This window comes from Synergistaceae bacterium (assembly GCA_031267575.1).
Classification (GTDB): Bacteria; Synergistota; Synergistia; order Synergistales; family Aminobacteriaceae; genus JAIRYN01.
The window spans coordinates 41405-63519 of sequence record JAIRYN010000069.1 but is presented as its reverse complement, the minus strand read 5'-3'; the positions used below and the strand labels follow the sequence as shown (position 1 = coordinate 63519).

The following is a 22115-nucleotide window of genomic DNA, read 5'->3' as shown; positions in this document are numbered from 1 at the left end:
ACGAAGCCGCAATAGTTATTATATCAAAGAGACAAAGAGCTTTGAAGAATTTAAGAAGATAATGCTTGTTGCTTGTTGCTTGTTGCTTGTTGCTTGTTGCTTGTTGCTTGTTGCTTGTTTATTATTATATCCGATTTTACGTGAAAAACAAGCGTTGAAATCATGACTTTCTCTCCCTAGAGTAACTTGATCAAAACCTTGATCAAAACCTTGGCTCAAAATTTAGAATCCCAATTTTCTCCGCCGATATACCTTACATTTTATACCATATTTTACGATAAAGCGATGAGAAAGCCAACGGTTTCAAACGGTTTCAGCCGTTGGATGAAAATCGCAACGCCGCCAACGGCGGCGTTTGTTTTGTATTTGGTTTCTTGTCATATATCTAATTTCATATTAAACTCCTTTTATGGCTTATCAAGGCGAGATGCGGGGCGGAACACGACCGGGATATTAATGCGGCTGTAAATATTCTCAGAGTGGGGGCATCCACTCTTAAAGGAAAAGACGTAAGAGCGGTTTCAGTCGGCTGTCTTTGTTGATCTCACAATCCCATGACTTTAGTCGTGGGAGTATGTCAACCAAAATATGGGCATCCGGGTTATAGATTTTTTTCGATGTGGTTTTGGGGTTCAAAGAAATTTGAGATAGAATAGGCGTCACATCCTCCATCTTACTTACTTAAGAAAGGAGCACTGAGGACATGAGGTGGATGTATGTATGTGGATGTATGTATATGGATGAAGGTATGTGTGTACGGATGAAGGTATGATAGAAGTGTGATGCCTTTTTAGCTGACGTTTTGACCTGAAAGGAGATTTTGAGGCTATAATTTTTGTCGGGTATGTCGCAGAGGTGTACTCAATCAATTTATTGCGGGAGGCGCAATTTTGAATCCCAAAGTAAAAAACAAGGTTCTGAACTTGCCGAACACACTCAGCTTGGTACGCGTGTTTCTGGCTCCTTTGGTGTTGTTGTTTCTTTCCCTAAGAAGTGGCGCCCCCGTTCCTTATTTGGCCGAGTTAGGCGGGGGAGATCTTTCCTGGGGAGACCTCTTGGCGGGAAGTGTGTTCATCGTAGCCGCCATCACGGACTCTTTGGACGGGTACATTGCCCGTAAGCACAAGTTGGTGACGACCTTGGGCAAATTCATCGACCCGTTGGCGGACAAGGTGTTGGTCATCGCCGCTATGGTGGCCTTGGTGGAGCTGCAACGGATTCCGGCTTGGATTGTGGTGGTGATCATCACGCGAGAGTTCGTGGTGACAGGATTACGGCTGGTGGCGTCTGCCGAGGGCGTGGTGATTGCGGCCTCCCGCGGAGGCAAGATCAAAACCGTGTTCCAGATCGTCGCCGTCAGTCTTTTGATCCTCAAGCTGCCGGGGGGGATGGTGTTGATGTGGGTGGCTATGTTCCTCACCGTTTGGTCGGGTATGGAATACCTCATCGGCGGCGCGAAAATGCTGATCGAAGAGTAAGAAAAAACAAATGAAGGAGGAGTATGCAATGAGGCTCAAGACATTCGAGATCAAGGACGTTGAGAACAAAAAAGTACTGGTGCGCGTCGACTTCAACGTTCCTTTTAAAAACGGGAAAGTTACGGACGACGCTCGGATTCGCGCTCATGTCTCCACCATTGGCAAGCTCGTCGACGCGGGGGGCAAGGTGGCGTTAATCTCCCATTTCGGGCGGCCAAAGGGCAAAGTTGTCCCGGAGATGTCCCTGGGACAGATCGCTGGGGACGTAGAAAAAGCCTACGGTAGAAAAGTCCATTTTGTCGACGACTGCGTGGGTGAAAAAGTCGAAAAAGCCTTGGTGTCTCTGCCAAAGGGAGATCTGATCCTGCTTGAAAACGCGCGCTTTTACGGCGAGGAACAAGAGAACGACCCAGACTTCTCCGCCCGGTTGGGTAAGCCTTTCGACGTCTTCGTTATGGATGCCTTCAGCGCTTCTCATAGGGCCGACGCGTCTACCAATGGAATTATGTCCGTATTGCCGTCTTTCGCGGGAGATGTTCTCGTCAAGGAAGGGGAGATGTTGGGCGCTGTCAGCGAGTCCCCTATCAAGCCCTACGTTCTTATTTTGGGAGGCGCCAAAGTCTCCGACAAGATCGACGTAGTGGGAAACCTGCTGGACAAAGCCACAACCATTCTGATCGGAGGAGGGATGGCCTACACCTTTTTGAAGGCTCAGGGGTATCCTATCGGAAAATCCCTTTGCGAGGAAGACCGGCTGGACTTCGCCCGAACCACCCTGGAAAAAGCAAAGGCAAAGGGCGTGTCGATTCTTCTTCCTGTGGACAGCGTCGTCGCCGATGGCCTGGATGCAGTGGAAACTATCACGGCAGACAGTACCAAAGTGCCGGAGGAGAAAATGGGACTGGATATCGGACCCGAGACGGCAAAGCTCTTTGCTGAGGCTTTAGTAGGCTCGAAAACTATCCTCTGGAATGGCCCTATGGGCGTCTTTGAAAATAAATTTTTTGCCGCGGGGACCATCGCAGTGGGGGAAGCCGTGGTCAAAGCCACGGAAGCTGGGGCCACTTCCGTCATCGGAGGAGGAGATACAGCCTCCGCCGTGAGGCAGTTTGGATTCGATCAAAAGGTTTCCTACGTCTCCACGGGCGGGGGAGCCAGTTTGGAATACTGCGAAGGCAAAAAGCTGCCAGGCATGGCCCCCCTCGAAGTTAAGTAAAGACGCGCGACGGTGTGTCTTTGGCGATTGGATGAAAGAAGGCTCCCTATAAAAATGAAAAAAATTTACCTCTATGGAAACTGGAAGATGAATATGACCCAAGGAGAGACCGAGGAATTTTACAAAGACTTCGCCACCCAGATCTCGGAGAATTCCGCTCTGCTCACCGCGTTGGGTGATACTTTGGAGGTGGCTGTATTTCCGCCTTTCATATCTCTCGTGGCGGCCCAAAGCGCCGCGAAAACCCTAAAGGAAGTAAAGGAAGTAAAGGAAGGAAAAACACCTCTGCTGGGCGCCCAGAACGCCTATTTTGAGCCCAAAGGAGCTTTTACGGGAGAGGTCTCCCTTCCCATGCTGAGGGACGCAGGCTGTACTCACGTGATTTTGGGCCATAGCGAGCGAAGGACGATCTTCGGCGAATCCGACGAGCTGATCGCTAAGAAGGTCAAAGCCGCCCTGGACGCCTCTTTCGTCCCCGTTTTCTGCTACGGGGAGACCCTCGAAGAGCGGGAGAGAAACGAGACTTTCGATGTGGTTTCGAGGCAGTTGCGCGCCGTTCTGTCTGGACGAAGTTCCGCTGAAGTGGAGAAAATTGTTTTCGCGTATGAGCCCGTTTGGGCCATCGGAACGGGCAAGTCTGCCACCTCGGCCGAGGCACAGGAGGTCTGTGCCTACAGTAAAAAATTGATCGGAGAAAGCACGACCAACGTCTCTCGCTCCCCGGTGGTCCTGTACGGGGGCAGCGTCAAGCCGGATAACGCCAAGGAACTTCTCTCCATGAACGCTATCGACGGTGCTCTGGTGGGGGGAGCGTCTTTAAAGGCGAAATCATTTCTTCAAATTTACCGAGTTTACGCTGGTATCGAATGAATCGCGTTAGGGAGGAATTAGTATTGTCAAAGTTTCGTAAGGTTATTTTCGCGATTCTTCTGATTTTCGTTTCACGTTCTGCTTCGTGGGCTTTGGAGCCCGAAACGGCGTTAAGCGCTCGGCCTGCTATGTCTTTTTACCTGACGGCCCGTTTCGACGACTTGGGCAAAATGTTTCGAAACGTTTTTTCACCAGCCAATATCGAGATGCTGGCATCTTTGTTGCCCCAGGAGGATACTCAAGAGTTTAGACTCATGGCCAACATGGCGTCCCAAATTCCCGCGAAGTCGGTGGCGTTGCTTGTCGGAATGATAGAGGACGGAACTTTTTTTCAGCAGATCGCCGTTTCCATGCCTGACTCGGTTCGGCCGAAGTTGGATCGGGTTGCCAAGGGCAAGGCCTCGCCTGAAGATTTGGTGACCCTTGTTCTGGGCGAGGGGGGGCTTTTGCTCGCGGGAGGGTTTCAGCCCACTCTCCAGCAAGGGGCTGAAGGACCTTACTATCTTCTTGATGGAACAGTGGCTCTCACGGCCAGAGACGGCCTTCTCGTAGTGGCGTCCTCACCAGCGGAGCTGGAAGCGTCTCTCGAAGCCATGAAAAAAGCAGAGAATCGACTTGTCGTCAGGCGGCGTTTTAAAAGCTCCGACTACAGCTTCCTGCACATGGATATGCCCACCCTTTTCAAGCTCGTTCAGAAGGAATCCCCAGAAGAAGCGAAAGACATCGACGTCAATGCTATGTTATCCCTGTTCAAGGCGCCTCTCGAATATGAGGTGGCTTTTAACTCGAAACCCGGAAGTGTCCTCATTTCTTCAGGAATCAATATTTCAGAGGCCATAGTATCCCACTTTTTAAAAAACATCACGCCGGTGAAGATGTTTTTGGCTGGAGGGGGAAAATTGTTGCTGGGGGGTGCCGGCGGGATCGTTTTCAGGATTGCGGATCTGAAGATCTATCCGAAGTTTGCCCAAACGTGGAATGGAATTTCCAAAAGCCTGGAGGCAAGAGGTATTACAGAGAAAGATGTGGAAGACTTTTTGACAGGAAGCGTCACCTTGGCCTACGGAAACGAGGCAATGATCTTGGGCAATCGGGTGCCGGGGGGGTATATAGCCTTCACGGGCCAGAATGGCGCGGCATCCAGAATTTGGAATAAGATCTTGGAAGATGAGAGCTTCTCCCAAGCCATTCCGATGTCGCCTTCGAAGGTCGAGGGGTGGGAATCGGTTTTAACGGTGGATCCTACGTTGTTTCCCGCCTCCCTGGTGGCGGGCGTCTCGAAAGACACCTTTTTCCTGGGGATTGCCGACCCCAAAGAACTGGGCAAGACGCCGGAACTTTCTCCAGAGAGCGCCAAACTTCTCAAAGAGGACTGTATAGGCATGGGATTTTTCGACGTGGGGTCAACGTGGGCGTATGTGAAGCAAAATGCCGCCGCTATCGTCGCTCTTGCCCCAAACGTTACTCCTGATGATCTGGAGATCGTAAACGCTATTGTGGACGCGGAACTTCCGATGAGCTTTATCAAAATATGGGCGCCCACGTTGGAGGAGTTTTTCCTGGAGATTTTTACTGCGGATGTGCCCTCGGAGAAACGCCTTCTGCCCAAAATTGTGAAAACGCTGGAAAACCTGACCGCAAAGCGAAGCCAGGCTGGAAGCGACAACGCGGAGGAGACGGATGGGACGGAGGAGACCTACGAAGAATACTCGGACTGGCCTGCTACGGAAGACCTCTACGAACCTTATTATGAAGAAGAACCTAAAGAATAAAATAAAGAATAAAATAAAGAATAAAATAAAGAATAAAATAAAGAATGTGAAGATGGGGACGTAATAACCGTTCGAGCTCTTTCTGCTCGATGCTTGCCTGGTAAGGGTTTTTATTGAGAGGGTTTCAGGGGGGGCAGTGAGGTCGTTTTTGGCCGAACGGGCTCCGCCTTCCTGAGCTTGAACAATTACGGGATGTATATCCATCGGCCGTTTTTGTTATCGGCCGATGAATTTTTTCGTTTTTTATTATTTAAAGGAGTGGCCTTATGACTCGTTCGCTGAAAGAACGTTTTAACGTTCATTTTCCCTTTGGGGCCTTCGACACTCCTTCTGTGCCCCGTTTGTCCGAAAACGCCATGTGGCTGCTGGAGCAAAGGTATTTCGTCTCGCGTTACGATGAAAAGAGCGGTACTCTGCGCAAGGAGCGGTCTTTCGAGGAGTTTACCTTACGCGTGGCGCGCACCATAGCTAGCGCGGAGACGCTTTACCTCGACGCTTCGCCCGTGTCTCTGGAGTGGCTCCAGATCCTGGAGAAAAACATCGCGAGCGATATTCTCGACAGGCGTTTCCTGTTTAACTCGCCCTGTCTTTTCAGCGCCGCGGCGGGCCTCACCGTGCGTCCCGAGTTCGCCTCCATCCTCTACAAACCCGTGGAATCCATGACCTTCGAGGATTACTCCCGCCTTTACGAGGCCCGTACCCAAAGCCAGCAGTTGTTTGCCTGTTTCGTCATCAACGTGCCCGACAGCATCGAAGGGATTTTCGAGTCCGTTAAGGACGCCAGCGTCATCAGCAAGTTTGGCGGCGGCGTGGGAGGCAACTTCGGTTGGCTGCGCGAACATGGTTCGGCCATCAACGGAGGTACCGGAGGTCAGGCATCCGGCCCCGTTTCCTTCATGGAAACCTGGAACACCATGGGAGCGGTGGTGGTCCAGGGCGGGAAACGCCGGGCGGCCCTCATGGGTATGCTTTTCGATAACCACCCGGACATTTTCCGCTTCATCGACTCCAAGACCGAGGACGGTAAACTTTCCTATTTCAACATCTCTGTGGCCGTGTCTGATAAGCTGATGGAGGCTACGGCCCAAGATGGGGATTTCGATCTGATTTCTCGGGATGACGGTTCCGTGAAGCGGACCATCAAGGCGAAAAAATTGATGGGGCACATCTGTGAAAGCGCCTGGAAACGCGGTGACCCCGGTGTGTTTTTCATCGATAAGGCCCAGCAGGACAATCTGCTCAAAATGAGCGACGAGTGGACTATCGAGTCCACTAACCCCTGCGGCGAGCAGCCGCTTCCGAACTACACCAGTTGTAATCTGGGCTCCATCAACGTGGAGGCCTTCGTTGAGAGCCAAAATGACGATGCGGTCTTTGACTGGGCAGGATTCTCGGATCAGGTAGCCAGGTCCATCTACTACCTGGATTTGGTTATCGATGCCTGCTCCTATCCATTAGAACGCATCGAAGAGCGCACGAAGAAAATACGCCCCGTGGGACTCGGACTCATGGGTCTGGCGGATGCAGCTCTCATGCAGGATATTGTCTACGGCAGCCCGGAGTTTCACACCTATTGTGAAAGACTGGGGAGCGCGCTTTCGACGGGAGCTCTTTTGGCGACGGCCCAAATTGTAAGTGACGCGGGGAAACAATCCTTTCCGGAGTCCCATCTGGTAGGAAATCTTTTTGACGTTTTCCGTAGCCAGATCGAGGAAGGCGAAGAGCCGCGGACTCGGCCTCTTTTCAGCGAGGGCGTAATCTTCAGCGACGAGTGGTTTCTGCTTTTGTCCGAGGAAGAATACGACCAGCTCTTGACCCGGATGCAGCGGTCGAAAATCGTCCCTCGGACGTTGGTCAACACATTGCTGGAGTTCCGCAAACCGGACAGAGGCTATTCCTTCGAGGAGTCCAAGGCGATCCTACATAGCCTCGTCCACGGACAGATGCGCAATAGTCGGCGCCTTTCCGTGGCACCGACGGGTTCTATCTCCATGATTATGGACGCCAGTTCAGGGATCGAGCCCAACTTCGCCTGGTCCTGGAACCGGCACATTGCCAAGGTGGACGGTTCAGGGACGGAGATGCGCGAGTTTTGGCACAAGTTTCTGAGTGAGGAGCAGCGACAGGAGTACAAAAAAACCGGTCGGTTGTCGGATAAAACCTTCGTTACGGCCTACGACATCACAATGGAACAACACGTGGATGTCATGGGGATTTTTGCCCGCGTCGTGGACTCCGGCATCAGCAAGACAGTTAACTTGCCCAACAACTCCTCGGTGGAAGACGTCCGCCACGTTTACGAGGCGTGTTATCGCCTGGGCTGCAAGGGCATCACTATCTATCGAGACGGCTCCCGCTCGTACCAGCCCATCGAGATCAAGAAGGCCGGGGAGGCTGGGGAAAAGGAGGGATCCGGTAGGGTCAAGGAACGTCCTGGGTTGGTCGTGTTTGGCAGGACGATCAAGGAAAGTACGCCTTGGGGCAGTATTTATGTTACGATCAACTTTGACGGCGACGAACCCTTCGAGATCTTCATTACTATCGGTAAAAGCGGCTCCGAGCTGAAGGCCATGACCGAGGCCCTTTCCAGGGCCATCTCCATCGGCCTACGGTCCGGAAGTAAATTGGAAGACTTCATCGCCACGCTAAAGGGTCTTTCGGGGAAAGAATACTGGATGTTCGGTTTCGACGAGACCCACGTGGCGCGCTCCATCCCAGACGCCATCGCTGTGCTGCTGGAAAAACTGGTGGAGCGGGATAACGCGCCCGCCGCGCCTCACGAGGGGGGCGCTCCCTGCCCGGAGTGCAAAGCTCCTATGGAAATGATCTCCGGCTGCGCGTACTGCTTCAGTTGCGGCTATAGCCCGTGCAAATAAAGATTGATTCAGAAAACACGAGGAGGAATTTGAATGTTCCAGGGGACAGGTACCGCGCTGATTACCCCGTTTACCACCGGCGGGGTCGATTATCACAATTTCGGAAGGTTCATCGATTGGCAGATTGACCAAAAGGTGGAATTTTTGGTGGTGTTGGGGACCACGGGAGAGAGTCCCGCCGTAACCGAAGCCGAGCGCGAGGAGATTGTCCGCTTCGCCGTAGATCGGGCCCAGGGGCGCGTTCCCGTGGTCATTGGAACGGGGGGCAATAACACGCCCCATGTCGTGGAGAGCAGTACGCGGGCCGAACAGCTCGGGGCCGACGGAGTTCTGGTGGTCACCCCCTATTACAACAAGCCGTCTCAAGAGGGTCTTTTCCAGCATTTTAAATCCGTGGCCGAGAGAGTGGGGATTCCGATGATTCTGTACAATGTGCCGGGGCGCACGGGGGTCAATTTGCTTCCAGACACTGTGGTCCGCCTGGCGGAGGTAGGGAACATCGTCGCCATCAAGGAAGCGTCTGGCAACCAGGCTCAGGTGGACGAAACGATCCGCAAACTTCGCCGGGTGCGTCCCGAGTTCATGGTTCTGTCGGGCAATGACGACCAGGCTTTTCATCTGATCAACGCGGGGGGGCGCGGGCTCATCTCCGTTCTCTCGAATATCGCCCCCAAGGAGACCTCTGACATGGTCCGCGCCGCGCTGGCCGGACGCGTGATGGAGGCTCGCGACTTACATTTGAAACTTTTCCCGCTGATGAAAAGCTTGTTCATGGAAACCAGCCCCATGCCGGTCAAGTATGCCGTCAGCAAATTGGGCTATTGTGACAACCGGATGCGTCTGCCCCTGGTGGAGGCGTCGCAGAACTGCATGGCCCAAATCAACGGCGACATGAAAGAGTGCTTGGGGGTTTGATTGACTATGTCGGGGGCTAATATTGCTGTGTTCGGCGCCACGGGGGCTGTTGGCGTGGAAATGATCAAAATCCTGGAGGAGTTCGACTTGCGGCGTGCGGGTCAGGGTAAAGAGCCTTTGGTGAAAGACTTGCGACTTCTGGCTTCCAAAGGAGGACGCTCCGCCAGGTGGCGCGGGGGTGATATACCGGTGGAGGCCGTCGGCGCATCGAGCTTCGAAGGTATCGACATCGCCCTTTTCGCGGTGGAGAGCGACGTCAGCCGAGAATGGGCCCCGGCGGCGGCCCAAAGTGGGGTTGTTGTCATCGACAACTCCAGCGCGTTTCGCATGGACCCGGAAATTCCTCTGGTGGTGCCGGAGGTGAACGAGGAGGACATCGCCCGCCACAAGGGGATCATCGCGAACCCCAACTGTTCCACCATCATCGCGCTGGTGCCCTTGGCTCCCCTTCACCGGGCCGCCACCCTCACCCGCGTCGTGGCGTCCACCTATCAGGCTGTGAGTGGCGCGGGCAAGGCCGGCCTAGAGGAGCTGGAGCGCCAAGTCAGAGATTACGTTCAGGGTAAACCCCTAGAGGCTTTAACCTTCCAATACCAGATCGCCTTCAACCTGATTCCCCACATCGACGCTTTTGGGGAGGGAGATTACACCAAAGAGGAGTTGAAGATGCGGAACGAGTCGCGTAAGATTTTGCATGCGCCTGATCTGCGCGTCAGTTGCACCTGTGTGCGCGTGCCGGTGTTGCGCAGCCACTCCGAGGCTCTAACAATCGAAACGGAACGCCCTCTTTCCCCTGACGAGGCTCGGAGGCTTCTGGAAAATGCCCCAGGAGTGAAGGTGATCGATTCGCCCGCCGACAAGGCCTACCCGATGCCCCTTTTCGCCTCTGATCAAGACCTGATTTACGTAGGCCGTGTCCGACGCGACGAAAGCGTCGAGCCAGGGCGCAACGGCCTTGTTCTTTGGGTATCCGGGGACCAGATCCGCAAAGGCGCCGCCACCAACGCCGTTCAGATCGCCGAAAAGGTGTGGGAAGGTAAAATGATTCCGTAGCTTGCCAAAAGAAGAGGGGGACGGGATCATGTTTGTATGGGAGTCCGTTGTTTCCGCGTTATCCCTAGCCATGGACGCATTTGCCGTGGCTTTGTGTGTGGGAGCGACAGGGGGGAACTCCGGAGCGGCTGTTCGTATGGGAACGGCCTGCGGAATTTTTCAGTTTTTCATGCCCTTGATCGGGTGGTTTTTAGGGGTCTACAGCATGGATTATATCGCGTCCTTCGATCATTGGGTGGCCTTTGGCCTTTTGACTCTGGTGGGAGGAAATATGATCTATAGTTCGTTTTCCCCCGCGGAGTCCTATTCCGCGGATCCTACCCGCCTGGCGGTGCTGCTGTACCTAGCGCTGGCCACGTCTATTGATGCCTTGGCGGTGGGGGCGAGTTTCGCTATGGTGGGCAAACCCGTGTTGTGGCTGGCGACCGTGGCGGGGATGGCTACGGGAGCGCTCTGTTTTGGCGGCGTGCAGGTCGGACGACGAGTGGGGTGCAAGCTGGGGAAACGGGTCGAGCTGCTGGGAGGCGCGCTTTTGTGCCTGATTGGCCTCAACGTTCTGAGAGCCCACATGGGAGCGTGAGGCTACGTAAATATTAGAGAGGTTCACGAGTTGCCTTGTTACGATAAAGCGATGAGAAAGCCAACGGCTGAAGTCGTTGGATGAGATGTCGTTGGATGAGATTTGGACGAGAATCGCAACGCCGCCAATGGCGGCGTTTGTTTTGTATTTGGTTTCTTGCCATATGTCTACTTTCATGTTAAACTTCTTTTATGTTAAACTCCTTTTATGGCTTATCAACGCGAGATGTGGGGCGGAACACGACGAACACGACCGGGATATCAATCGGGATATCAAGGCGGCTGTAAATATTCTCAGAGTGGGGGCATCCACTCTTAAAGGAGAAGACGTAAGACCGGTTTCAGTCGGCTGTCTTTGTCGATCTTAGAATCCCACAACTTTAGTCGTGGGAGTATGTTAAGCCTACATTGTTCGTTGCGGCGACGGCACGTTCCGTTCTACGCTGACTACGCTGACTGGGCTGACTGGACGGACTGGACGGACTGGACGGATAATCTCGAAAGAAGGACTAACGCCCATAACATGGACAAGGGCAGCCGCTACACTCGCTCCCGCTTGCCGCTGACACTGGTGTACAGCGAGGAATTTGCCTCTAAAAACGAGGCCGTGAGGCGAGAACGAGAAATCGAGAACGAGAAATCAAGAAAATGACCCGATCAGCCAAAAGCCGTTTGATTGCTCGGCGTTGCGACACAGGGTGTTGCGACACAGGGGGAGGGGATTGATTGTCTTCTAATTTTTTAAAAGGAAAATTTGTTCCTAATATTTTCGATGAAATGGGAAAACGGGCTTATTTTTTGATGCTGGAACTCGTGGCGATTCCCAGTATTACGGGCTCAAAGGAGGGAGAGAACCTTTGCGCGCGGTTTATTCACGATTGGCTTTCTCGGCTCGATTATTTCCGGAGCTACCCCGATGATCTGCGCCTTTGGACGTTAGGGAAAGATTTTCTTGGCCGCCTCTCGGTAAGCGCTCTATTGCGCGCGGCGCGGCCCACAAAGAAAACCGTGATTTTGACGGGGCATTTCGACGTGGTGGACGTCGACGTTTGCGGTCCCCTTCGCCCTTGGGCTTTTGACCCGCTGGAGTATACGGAGCGCATCGGAGACCTCGACTTGCCCCAAGACGTCCGAGAGGATCTGAATTCGGGACGTTATCTTTTCGGGCGAGGAGTCGCGGACATGAAGGCGGGGTTAGCTCTCGACCTTTGCATGTTGGAGGACTACGCGGCTCAGCGAGAAGATCTGGAGTTCAACGTTCTGTTGTTGGCTGTGCCTGACGAGGAAGGGGATTCCACGGGAATGAGGGGATCGCTTCCTCATCTGGTGGAGTTGCGGGAAAAAGAGGGACTCGACTTCGAGTTTTGTGTTCTGACGGAGCCCACGTTCGAGTCGGGGACTCCGGCGGTGTACTACGGAACGATCGGGAAGATCATGCCGCTTTATCTTTGTGTCGGACGCGAAAGTCACGTGGGGGAATATCATGATGGACTGAATTCCACTCTGATCGCGTCCTACCTCAATATTTCTCTGGAGGGGGGAAAGGATACAATTGAGACCAAGGGCTCTCAAACTTTCCCGCCCCAGTCTTGCCTGCGTATGCGGGACACCCGCGACCGTTACGCCGTGACTTTGCCTGAGCGTACCGTCCTTTATTACAATTGCCTTATCATTGAAAAAACACCCGCCGTGGTCTTGGAGGAAATGAAGAGCAAGGCAGCGTTGGCCTTGATTGGCGCCCTTGCTCACGTGGGCCGTGAAAGTACGGCGTCGCGGGTATTGACCGTGGAGGACGTACTAAACAAGGCATCTACGATAGCGGGTGATAGAAAAAAACTTTTTGCGGAACTCCTCCCGCGAATCAAGGCGGAAGACGAGCGAGAGCGTAACATCGAGTTTTTATCCCTAGCCCTGGACATGACGGGGGAGAAGGGGCCTCTGGTGGTGGTGGGTTTTATTCCTCCCTTCTATCCGCCTCGCGTCAACCGGAACGAGCGGATAGGCGAGCGGGCGGTGCGTCGTGGGGCGTTTGTCGTGAGCGAAGATCTGAGGCGCCGAGGGTTCGATCTTACGGAGGTGGAAATCTTTCAAGGCATTACTGACTTAAGCTTCACGGGATTTCAAGGCGACGCCGAGGAACTGACGCCTCTGGCAGCCAATACTCCATTATGGGGGAAAAACTACGGCCTGCCTCTAGCGGACCTGAGAAAAATAGACATTCCTGGTGTCGTTCTGGGTCCGATCGGCAAAGATTCCCACAAAATCACGGAAAGGGTGGAACTGAATTACTCCTTCAATGTGCTGCCTTCTGTGTTGAAGAAATTCGTCGCGTCGGTCTTACGCCATTATCTTGATCAGTGACGAGTTTGTCGAGTTTGTAAGGGGTCGTTTTTTGGTGACGCCGGACAGAGTTTTGTGTCTGAATTTGCGTCCAAATTTGCGTCCAAATCTGAAGAACGCTCTTTCGTTAAGAGGCATTATGCGTTACAATACACGCGCTATAGGGTAGGGTTCATTTTTGCGGAGGTGAGAGGGGATGCGACTTCTAACCCGATCCGATTTCGACGGTTTGATGTGTGCCGTGTTGCTTAAGGAACTGGATCTTTTTGAAGGAAAAAAATTTGTACACCCTAAAGATATTCAAGATGGCGTAATAGAAGTAACAAACGAGGATATCTTGGTGAATGTTCCTTACGCCCCGGGATGCGGCATGTGGTTCGACCATCATACTAGTGAAGACGCCAGAGGACTTATGTATCAGTTCAAGTACGTAGGGGCTTCGTGGCCAGCGCCTAGTTGCGCTCGTGTGATTTACGAGTACTATGGGGGCGCGAAAGGTCGTTTGGCGCGTTTCAAGCAGGTGGTCGTGGAAGCGGACAAGTGCGATTCGGCTCATTTTACCCGTGAAGAGGTGCTCAACCCCGAAGGTATGGTGTTACTTTCTTTCATTATGGACCCAAGGACGGGGTTTGGGCGGTATAGGGATTTTCGCATCTCTAATTATCAACTGATGGACTGTTTGATTGATTACCTCCGTACAATGGAAATCGAGGAAATCATGTGGTTGGAAGATCTGCAGGAACGTGTGCGTCTTTATGGCGAGCATAAAGAACCCTTCCATAAGATGATGAAAGACAATTCTTGGGCAGATGGCGCGGCCGTTATCACCGACTTGAGAGGAATAGAGGAGACTTACGTGGGCAATCGCCACGTGATCTACGCGCTTTTCCCCGATCAAAACGTTTCGGTCCGCGTTTTTGATGGTCGGGAAAAGCAGTTTTGTGTGTTTTCGGTAGGATACAGCATCCTCAACCGCACTGCCACTGTGGATGTGGGGAAACTCATGTTGAAGTACGGCGGAGGCGGGCACCGGAGGGTAGGAACATGTCAGGTTCCTTACGTGGAGGTCGACAGAATCTTGAAAGAGATCGTCGAGGAGATCAACGCCCGCAACTGGCAAATGTTGAACATTGCTGGACTGGAAGAATTTTAGGCGATTGTTTACCCTGCCTTTTCTGAAAAAAGGAAAGGCCATTAGACCATAGGGAGGAGGTGTAGAGTGTGCGGCATTATGAAATGTTGGTTCTGATGAGTGCCGAACTCGAAGAGCCGAAAGAAGAGATTGAAAAGGTCGAAGAAGTCATACGCAACCTTGGCGGCGCAGTTACCAAGGTCGAACCGTGGGGAAAAAAAGAATTGGCTTACCCCATTCAGAAGAAAACGAAAGGTATTTACGCGCTCTTTAATTTTGACTTAGAACCGGAGCAAACTTTCGAGCTAAGACGTGTACTCGGTTTACGGAGCAATATTTATCGTCAGATGGTTATTTTGCGGGACGAGTAACTTGCGCCGGGAGACATGAGAAGGAGAAAGATTCGATGGCCAGGGGATTCAACAAAGTCATTTTGATGGGAAACCTAGCTCGGGATCCTGAGGTCCGCTACACGGTGGATAAACGAGCCTGGGCGCGTTTTACTGTAGCGGTAAATTTTTCGCGGAAAAACAAAAACGGAGAATACGAAGAAAGCGTAGATTTTATTCCCGTAACGACCTGGGGACCGTTGGGAGAGCATTGTGGACGCTATCTGAAAAAAGGAAGCGCGGTGTTGGTCGAAGGCAAAATCAAAGTTCGCGCTTATGAAGCCCGTGACGGCAGCGGTAAGAAATACGCTACGGACGTAATGGCGGATAACGTTCAGTTTGTAGGCCCTAAACAGACCTCTGATACCGCGGGGGAGTTTGCTGGAGCGCCTGCAGATACTGGGGGTGTAGCTCGCCCTGTGAGCAATGACGCGGATTTTGGAAAAAGTATACGGGAGAAGGGTTTCGGCAACGAGTTCCCTATGGACTTTTCCGAAATGGGAGAGAGCGACGAAGGAGAAACCGAAATCCCATTTTAGCTAGATGATGTGATGCAGGAGGCTTGAAAAAGATGAATGAAGGAAGACCGGGCGGAGGGACGGGAGGTCCTCGCGGAGGGATGCGAAGAGGCGGCCCCAGGCGACGCCCGAAGTTTTGTTTTTACTGCGCGGATAAGCAGGAAAAAGTCGATTATAAAGATGTGGATAAGTTGCGCAAGTATATCAGTGAGCGGGGTAAAATTGTCCCTCGCCGCGTAACGGGAAACTGCGCAAAGCATCAAAGGCTTTTGACGGAGGCCATCAAGAGAGCCAGATATATGGCGTTGCTCCCTTACTCTTTAGATTGACGCCGTCCGTTTGGAGGTTTGTTTTGGGTGGGGGAGGCTCCGAGGGGGCATCTCCCCGCTTTTGTATCGTTATACGTGGGGAGGAACTATGGAGGGACCGAATAAATCTCGCAAAATAGTTATTTCGACGACGTCTCTTGTGCGGTGCTTTTTGTTATCATCCGCATCCACGGTGCTTTTTTGCGCCGCCTCTTTTGTTCCTCTCTTGGGTATAGCGGCTTTTTTGTTTTCTCCGACGCCCCTTGCCCTTTTAGGGGTACAAGAAAATAAAATATGGATGACCGCGGGGCTTTTGGGCGCCGCGATATTTTTGTTGTATTTTATGGGGCCCTGGGTTTTTAGCTATTTTTTGGTGACCCAGGGGTTTTTATGTTTCGGATTGACGCTACCTTTGGGCAAGGTCAAAAGCGGGGGCGAAGGTCTGCTTTTCTGTACAGTAACTTCCATTGTATCTAAAATCATCTTCATGGCCTTATTCGTCAAACTGACGGGAAAACATCCTGTTATGGTGGACGTTAGCGCGTTGCGCGTTTTGTTGGTGCAGACGTACTCAGGGGGATTAGGGCAGGACGTGGCGCCTTTGACCGACTTGGTGGAGCGGACGATAACGCTCATTTCCTATATGACGCCTTCTTTTGTCATTTTTTTGTCGATGGTCGACTCGTTTCTTAACTATCGGTTGTGCGAAACTTTGCAACGAAGACGCGCGGTGATGTTGCCTGCCCTGCCTCCCCTGGGAACGTGGCGTTTTTCCGGGAGTTTATTCTGGGCTTTGCTCTGCGCGTTCATTCTTTCCGTTGTTGCGGAGGAATGGCCTCTTGCGATTATGTTGAGCCTCAACCTGAAGTTCCTGGTCAACATGTTTTTCTTTTTGCAGGGGATATCCCTCATTTGGTGGTGGCTCACGAAGCGCGCGGTACATGTCCTTTTGCGGGGTCTGATTGTCTCGCTTCTTTGTCTGCCCGTTTTGGGAATGTGGGTCATCGCCCTGGGAGTGGGGGACATTTGTTTCGATTTCAGGACGAAAAAAAGAAAATAAACATGAAACAGGAAAAGCAAAACGGAAAGAAAAACGGAAGGAAAAACGGAAGGAAAAACGGAAGGAAGATTCGATATGCAGGTCATTTTGAAGAAGGACGTCAATAAAGTAGGCAAAGCAGGACAACTTCTGGACGTCAGCAACGGATATGCGCGTAACTTCCTGTTTTCGCGAGATCTGGCTGAGGAAGCCACTGAGGGTAAAATCGCGGATATGAAAAACCGGCAACAGAACAGGAAAGCCAAAGAGGAAAAAGAACGTCACGCCTCCGAAGAGGATAAAAAACGTCTTCAAGGCAAAGGAGTTCGGGTTCTCGCGAGTGTGGGGGAAAGCGGAAAACTGTTTGGAAGCGTCACGGTCGTGCAAATTGCCGAAGCCCTGAAAGCGCAATATGGGCTCGATGTCGATAAACGACACATCAAATTATCTGAGCCGGTGAAACAGCCGGGAAGTTACAGGATCTCCGTTCGCCTTTACGCGGGGGTACAAGCGGAGATGACGCTGTTCGTAGAAAACCAGAGCGCTTAACGCTGTGGCGATGATGTACGATCGTGTAGCCCCCCAGAACACGGGGGCCGAACGGGCGGTTTTAGGCGCTTGTCTGCTGGAACAAGAAGCACTAGGTAGTGCCGTGGAAGTCCTGATCCCTGATGATTTTTACGATATGAATCATAGGGCCGCCTTCGAGATCATGGCCGACATGTTTGGGGCGAATCGTCCCGTTGAACTGGTAACTTTGGGCGAGGAACTGGCGAAGCGGGGTCTTTATGAAAAATTGGGAGGACAGTCCTTTTTTTCCTCTCTCGTGGCCGAGGTGCCCACGACGGCCAACATCGAATACCACGCCAGCATTGTCAAGGAAAAATCCATCCGCCGCCGCCTAATTGAGGCCGGCAACCAGATTGTACGTCTGGGCTACGCGACAGACATGGACAATGCTATGGCCCTGGACGAGGCGGAGCGCGCGGTTTTTGAGGTCACCCAAAACAACAATAAAGTGGACTTCAGGCCCGTTCGCGAAATTTTAGGTGGAACTTTCGCTAAAATCGAAGAACAATACCGACGTAGCGGCGCGAAGGTCAGCGGTTTTGATTCGGGATTCACGGATCTGGATCTCTTGACGGGAGGTTTTCAACCGGGCAGCCTTAACATCATCGCTGCGCGGCCGTCGATGGGAAAGACGGCGCTCGCTCTGAATGTCGCCCAGTTTGGAGGTGGACGAACGGGGGATTGCATTTTGATCTTCAGCCTCGAAATGTCCAGTGACCAATTGGTCCAAAGGATGTTGGGCTCCGAGGCGCAAATCAACATTCACGCCATGCGGACGGGAGTCATGGGTAAATCCGAGTGGGACGAGCTGATGGCCGCGGCGGGGAGGTTAGCGAAGGCCCCGATTTACATCGACGATAGCTCCATGCTCTCGACGATGGAATTTCGTTCCCGGTGCCGCCGTTTTAAGGCGCGATATCCGACTTTAGGTTTGATTATCGTGGACTACCTCCAACTGATGAGTTTTGGCGGGCGTCCCACGGATAACAAACAGCAGGAAGTCGCGGAGATTTCCCGTATGCTCAAAGGGGTAGCCAGAGAGTTGCAGTGTCCCGTCATCGCCTTGTCCCAGCTTTCCAGAGCCGTGGAACAGCGACCGGAGAAAAAACCGGTGCTTTCTGATCTGCGGGACTCTGGCGCGATCGAGCAAGACGCAGATACGGTTATGTTGCTCTATCGGCCCGATTACTATGACGGCGCGGTCAACCCTGACCTGGACAGTGAGGCTTTTTTGACCTTGTCCAAAAATCGCAACGGTCCCACCAACGAAATCCGCCTTATCTTCAAAAGGGAATTCACCCGGTTTTTCAACGCCACGAGCATGTAGTTAAAGTTAGATTAACATATTCCCACGACTAAAGTTGTTGGGATTCTAAGATCGACAAAGACAGCCGACTGAAACTGGTCTTACGTCTTTTCCTTTAAGAGTGGATGCCCCCACTCTGAGAATATTTACAGCCGCATTGATATCCCGATTGGTATCCCGGTCGTGTTCCGCCCCGCATCTCGCGTTGATAAGCCATAAAAGGAGTTTAACATAAAAGAAGTTTAACATGAAAGTAGACATATGGCAAGAAACCAAATACAAAACAAACGCTGCCAACAGCGGCGTTGCGATTCTCATTCAATCTCATTCAACGGCTGAAGCCGTTGGCTTTCTCATCGCTTTATCATAAATGGCAATGCCCTGTTTTTGGGAAAAATGGAATAAATGGAATAAATGGAATGTACTTTCAAAAAGAAAAAATAAAAACCGCCGCAAAAATTATAAACGCGACGGTCTAAATTATTCAAAAAACAAATGCTGATAATAAAAAAACAAAATTTCCCTTCCGCTTTTTCCTTTCGCTTGTACTGTACTATTTTTTATGATGACATTTATTCAGCAAAAGTTGCAGTGACTTTTTCACTCAAGCCAACGACCCAAAAGATAACGAAATCATACTATGGCAGAAGCATCTCCGCTGCTGAGTAAGGGTCGAGCTTGCGATCCAGAACATCCTGGAGGATTTCGGACCGTCGCGACTCCCAAAGCCGGAAGACAGACGCAGAAAGGCGTTCCAATAAGATATCTTCTATCTTGGAACTCAAACGATCCCGTTCCCGCGTTTTCCCGGCTTCGCCTTTTTGCGCGTACTCTCGATGGGCGCGCAGGTTCTCGCCCAGCTCCGGCACGCCCTCGCCTGTTTCCGCCACCGTTCGGGCGATGGGTGGCATCCACTCCCGGCCCTTCAAGAAGTCCAAGACGGCCCGTACTTCGTTGACCACTCGGTCGGCTCCCGGCTTGTCCGATTTGTTGATGACGAAGATATCGGCGATTTCCATAATTCCGGCTTTCATGGCCTGAATATCGTCCCCCAGGCCGGGGACCAGAACCACACAGACCGTGTCCGCCACACGCATGACATCTATCTCGGATTGCCCTACTCCCACGGTCTCAATGAGCACCACATCGAAGCCACAGGCGTCCAAAATCGAGGTCGCCTCCCGGGTACCCCGGCTCAGACCGCCCAGAGAGCCTCGGGTGGCCAAGCTCCGCATAAACACGCCGCTGTCGTCCGTGTGGCGCTGCATACGGAGCCTGTCCGCCAGGATAGCGCCACCTGTGTAGGGGCTGGACGGGTCCACGGCCAGAACACCCACTTTGGAGCCCGTCGCGCGGAAGTACTCGATTAGCTTGTCGGTGAGAGTGCTCTTACCCGCTCCGGGGCTTCCCGTCACGCCAATCACCCAGGCCTTGCCTGTGTGAGGGTAAAGCTCCTTCATCAAGGCCGCGATTTCTCCTTCGGTTTTTCCCTGGGAAGTCGGGCCAACACCTCGGTTTTCGGCTATTGAAATCAGGCGAGCAATGGAACGCGCGTCGCCGTTCAACGCTTTTTCGGTCAACGGATGCACGGAACCCTCCAAACTCTGAGTCGTAACGAAAACTTCCACTCAGCCTTTTACCGCTCAGCCTTTTACCGCGACGGCTTTTTCAAGCCACTCGATCGTCGTGGAGGTGGGTGTGCCGGGCCCGAAAATAGCCCCCGCCCCCATTTCCAGAAGCGAAGGAACATCTCCTTCTGGAATGACGCCCCCGCCGAAGACCAAAATGTCCGAGGCGTTCTTTTCTTTCAGAAGGTCGATGACTCGCTTGAAGTAAAACTGGTGAGCCCCCGAAAGAATGCTAATCCCGATGGCGTCGGCGTCCTCTTGGATGGCGGTCGTCACGATCTGCTCCGGCGTCTGCCGCAGCCCCGTGTAGATGATCTCCATTCCCGCGTCCCGCAGCGCGCGGGCTATCACTTTTGCGCCTCGATCATGCCCGTCCAGGCCGGGCTTTGCTATGACCACGCGAATTTTCTTCTCCGACATGAGTAATCCACTCCCCCTGCCCTAAAAATTCTTAGAGAACGATGTTCTCGACATATTCGCCGAATTCCTCGCGCAAAACACCACAGATCTCGCCTTCCGTGGCGTATGCGCGCACCGCGTCCAGAATCAGCGGCATCAGGTTCACTTTTTCGTCTCGCGCCCCCTGGCGAATGTTTTCCAGACGTTCATTGACAGCCACATTGTCCCGCTCCTGGCGAAGCTTTTTGAGCTTCTCCACCTGGCGTTCCTCCACGGAAGCGTCCACCCGCAAAAGTTTTCGGTTGGAAGTGTCAGCTTCTCGGCTTTGGAACTTGTTGACACCCACCACGACCGTGTTGTTGGACTCGATGGACTTCTGGTAATCGTAGGCCGCGTCCTGGATCTGCTTTTGCGGATATCCCTTTTCGATAGCGGCCAGCATCCCACCCATATCGTCGATCTTTTGGATGTACTCCGCAGCGCCTGCCTCGATTTCGTCGGTCAGCTTTTCAATGACGTAGCTGCCCCCCAAGGGATCCACGGTGTTGGTCACGCCGCTCTCGTAGGCGATGACCTGTTGGGTACGCAGCGCGATTTCCACACTCTTCTCATTGGGCAGCGCTAGGGCCTCATCCATGCTGTTGGTGTGCAGCGACTGGGTACCTCCTAGGACGGCGGCCAGCGCTTGTAGCGTCACCCGGATGATGTTGTTTTCCGGTTGTTGAGCCGTCAGGGTACAGCCCGCCGTTTGCGTGTGGAAACGCAACATCTGGGCCTTGGGATTCGTGGCGCCAAAGCGGTCCTTCATGATGCGCGCCCACAGACGCCGCGCGGCGCGGTACTTCGCCACCTCTTCGAGGAAATCGTTGTGGGCGTTGAAGAAGAAGGATAAACGCTCGCCAAATTGGTCGGGGTCGAGTCCCTTGCGTCGCGCCGCCTCGGCGTAGGCGATGCCGTCCGCCAGAGTGAACGCCACCTCTTGAGTCGCGGTGCTCCCCGCCTCACGAATGTGGTAGCCAGAGATGGAGATCGTGTTCCACTTAGGTACCTCGCGGCCGCAGAAGTCAAAAATATCCGTGATGAGGCGCATGGAGGGATGGGGTGGGAAAATATAGGTGCCTCGCGCGATGTACTCTTTCAGAATGTCGTTTTGGATGGTCCCCGAAAGCTGACTCGCTTGCACTCCCTGTTTTTCCCCTACGCAGATATACATCGCCAGCAGCACCGCGGCCGGCGCGTTGATGGTCATCGAAGTGGAGACCTTGTCCAAGGGGATTTTGTCGAAGAGAACCTCCATGTCAGCTAGGCTGTCGATGGCCACCCCCACTTTGCCGCACTCGCCCGCGGCCATGTGGTGGTCCGTGTCGTACCCGATCTGGGTCGGCAGGTCAAAAGCGACGGAGAGCCCTGTGGTGCCTCGCTCCAAAAGATAACGATAACGCGCGTTGGACTCCTCCGCCGTGGCGAAACCCGCGTACTGGCGCATCGTCCAAAAACGCCCGCGGTACATGGTGGGTTGCACTCCTCGGGTAAAGGGATATTCTCCCGGAAACCCGATGTGATCGGTGTAACCTTGATCTCCCAGGGATTCGGGGTCGTACAATCTTTCAAGGGGAATCCCTCCTCCCGTCGTGAACTCCGACCGCCGCTCCGCGTTCCGTTGCAGCGTCTTAGCCACTACGCTCTCATAGCGCGACTTCGCTTCCTCAAAATTCGAATCACGCACC

The 22115-nt window shown here is 53.0% G+C and carries 20 protein-coding genes; 17 read left to right on the top strand and 3 right to left on the bottom strand.

Features of this window, described 5'->3' with window-relative positions:
* Positions 1–890: 890 nt before the first annotated feature.
* From pgsA to dnaB, 17 genes are all read left to right on the top strand, one after another.
* Complete coding sequence (gene pgsA / locus LBJ36_11440; GenBank protein ID MDR1379645.1) at positions 891–1478, top strand: CDP-diacylglycerol--glycerol-3-phosphate 3-phosphatidyltransferase; 588 nt, start codon at positions 891–893, stop codon at positions 1476–1478.
* 28 nt (positions 1479–1506) lie between these two features.
* Positions 1507–2694, top strand: coding sequence for a phosphoglycerate kinase (locus LBJ36_11435; GenBank protein MDR1379644.1), 1188 nt, complete (start codon positions 1507–1509; stop codon positions 2692–2694).
* Positions 2695–2748: 54 nt separating this feature from the next.
* Positions 2749–3564 (top strand): triose-phosphate isomerase, encoded by an 816-nt coding sequence (gene tpiA / locus LBJ36_11430; GenBank protein MDR1379643.1) that lies wholly within the window; start codon positions 2749–2751, stop codon positions 3562–3564.
* A 23-nt stretch (positions 3565–3587) separates the two neighbouring features.
* Positions 3588–5336: a hypothetical protein gene (locus tag LBJ36_11425; protein ID MDR1379642.1), complete on the top strand. Its 1749-nt coding sequence runs from the start codon at positions 3588–3590 to the stop codon at positions 5334–5336.
* Between the two features lie 266 nt (positions 5337–5602).
* On the top strand, positions 5603–8212 hold the full coding sequence (locus LBJ36_11420; protein ID MDR1379641.1) for an adenosylcobalamin-dependent ribonucleoside-diphosphate reductase: 2610 nt from the start codon (positions 5603–5605) through the stop codon (positions 8210–8212).
* 33 nt (positions 8213–8245) lie between these two features.
* Positions 8246–9127, top strand: coding sequence for a 4-hydroxy-tetrahydrodipicolinate synthase (dapA, locus tag LBJ36_11415; GenBank protein MDR1379640.1), 882 nt, complete (start codon positions 8246–8248; stop codon positions 9125–9127).
* 6 nt (positions 9128–9133) lie between these two features.
* Positions 9134–10180: an aspartate-semialdehyde dehydrogenase gene (locus LBJ36_11410; GenBank protein MDR1379639.1), complete on the top strand. Its 1047-nt coding sequence runs from the start codon at positions 9134–9136 to the stop codon at positions 10178–10180.
* A gap of 28 nt (positions 10181–10208) precedes the next feature.
* Entirely contained in the window at positions 10209–10760 is a 552-nt protein-coding gene (locus tag LBJ36_11405) for a manganese efflux pump MntP family protein (GenBank protein ID MDR1379638.1), read from the top strand.
* 414 nt (positions 10761–11174) lie between these two features.
* A complete protein-coding gene (locus LBJ36_11400; GenBank protein MDR1379637.1) occupies positions 11175–11411 on the top strand; it encodes a GIY-YIG nuclease family protein in 237 nt (78 codons plus the stop codon).
* Positions 11412–11536: 125 nt separating this feature from the next.
* Positions 11537–13120, top strand: coding sequence for a M20/M25/M40 family metallo-hydrolase (locus LBJ36_11395; protein ID MDR1379636.1), 1584 nt, complete (start codon positions 11537–11539; stop codon positions 13118–13120).
* Positions 13121–13295: 175 nt separating this feature from the next.
* Positions 13296–14252: an exopolyphosphatase gene (locus LBJ36_11390; protein ID MDR1379635.1), complete on the top strand. Its 957-nt coding sequence runs from the start codon at positions 13296–13298 to the stop codon at positions 14250–14252.
* 68 nt (positions 14253–14320) lie between these two features.
* Positions 14321–14602, top strand: a complete 282-nt coding sequence (gene rpsF / locus LBJ36_11385) for a 30S ribosomal protein S6 (protein MDR1379634.1) — start codon at positions 14321–14323, stop codon at positions 14600–14602.
* Between the two features lie 35 nt (positions 14603–14637).
* The gene (gene ssb, locus LBJ36_11380; GenBank protein ID MDR1379633.1) at positions 14638–15159 is read left to right on the top strand and encodes a single-stranded DNA-binding protein; all 522 of its coding nucleotides are present in this window, start codon (positions 14638–14640) and stop codon (positions 15157–15159) included.
* A gap of 32 nt (positions 15160–15191) precedes the next feature.
* Complete coding sequence (rpsR, locus tag LBJ36_11375; GenBank protein MDR1379632.1) at positions 15192–15467, top strand: 30S ribosomal protein S18; 276 nt, start codon at positions 15192–15194, stop codon at positions 15465–15467.
* 61 nt (positions 15468–15528) lie between these two features.
* Positions 15529–16506 carry a YybS family protein gene (locus LBJ36_11370; protein ID MDR1379631.1) on the top strand — a complete coding sequence of 326 codons (978 nt, stop codon included), beginning with the start codon at positions 15529–15531 and terminating at the stop codon, positions 16504–16506.
* Positions 16507–16581: 75 nt separating this feature from the next.
* On the top strand, positions 16582–17034 hold the full coding sequence (gene rplI / locus LBJ36_11365) for a 50S ribosomal protein L9 (protein MDR1379630.1): 453 nt from the start codon (positions 16582–16584) through the stop codon (positions 17032–17034).
* 10 nt (positions 17035–17044) lie between these two features.
* The gene (dnaB, locus tag LBJ36_11360; GenBank protein ID MDR1379629.1) at positions 17045–18382 is read left to right on the top strand and encodes a replicative DNA helicase; all 1338 of its coding nucleotides are present in this window, start codon (positions 17045–17047) and stop codon (positions 18380–18382) included.
* A gap of 617 nt (positions 18383–18999) precedes the next feature.
* On the opposite strand, the gene meaB is transcribed toward dnaB, so the two are convergent.
* The 3 genes from meaB to LBJ36_11345 are packed head-to-tail and all read right to left on the bottom strand — an operon-like array spanning position 19000 to position 22114.
* Positions 19000–19962, bottom strand: a complete 963-nt coding sequence (gene meaB, locus LBJ36_11355; protein ID MDR1379628.1) for a methylmalonyl Co-A mutase-associated GTPase MeaB — start codon at positions 19960–19962, stop codon at positions 19000–19002.
* A gap of 42 nt (positions 19963–20004) precedes the next feature.
* Entirely contained in the window at positions 20005–20409 is a 405-nt protein-coding gene (locus tag LBJ36_11350) for a cobalamin B12-binding domain-containing protein (GenBank protein ID MDR1379627.1), read from the bottom strand.
* Between the two features lie 31 nt (positions 20410–20440).
* Positions 20441–22114, bottom strand: coding sequence for a methylmalonyl-CoA mutase family protein (locus LBJ36_11345; GenBank protein ID MDR1379626.1), 1674 nt, complete (start codon positions 22112–22114; stop codon positions 20441–20443).
* Between the last annotated feature and the right edge of the window lies 1 nt (position 22115).